Genomic DNA, 540 nt, shown 5'->3' on the forward strand with positions numbered 1-540 from the left:
AGTTCGCGGTGCTCGAGGCGCTGATGGCCCGGCCCGGCGCGCTRCTGTCGCGCGCCCAGCTCGAAGACCGGCTCTACGGCTGGGGCGAAGAGATCGAGAGCAACGCCGTCTCGGTCTACATCCACCAGCTGCGCCGCAAGCTCGGCGCCGACTTCATCCAGAACATGCGCGGTGTCGGCTACTACGTCGGCACGCCCGGCACACCCCCGGCGGGCGGCGCTTGAAATCGATCCGCCTGCGCCTGCTGCTGGCGCTGCTCGCGATGCTGATGGTGGCCGCCGCGGTGATGGGCGCGATCACCTACCGCAGCGTGCTCAGCGAGACCGAGGCGCTGTTCGACTACCAGCTGCGCCAGATGGCGCTGTCGCTGCGCGACCAGGGCGAGATCGCGACCGAGCAGATGAACGCGCTGGCCGACGAGCAGTTCGATTTCGTCGTGCAGATCTGGAGCGTCGACGGCCGCCGCATCTACGCCACGCGCGACCATCCCGACCTGCCGACCCGCGTGCTGCTCGGGCTGGCCACCGTGCAGGCCGGGGC

General features: G+C 70.1%; 1 protein-coding gene and 1 pseudogene. Both read left to right on the plus strand.

What is annotated here, in order from left to right; all coding sequences use genetic code 11:
- On the plus strand, positions 1–224 hold a 224-nt coding region (locus AC1D01_RS38170), incomplete at its 5' end, for a winged helix-turn-helix domain-containing protein (RefSeq protein WP_477875220.1).
- Positions 221–540: pseudogene (locus AC1D01_RS38175) on the plus strand (ATP-binding protein); the annotation flags it as partial. The gene AC1D01_RS38170 and the pseudogene AC1D01_RS38175, both read left to right, overlap by 4 nt.

This window comes from Rhizobacter sp. P3_B12, from assembly GCF_056402895.1.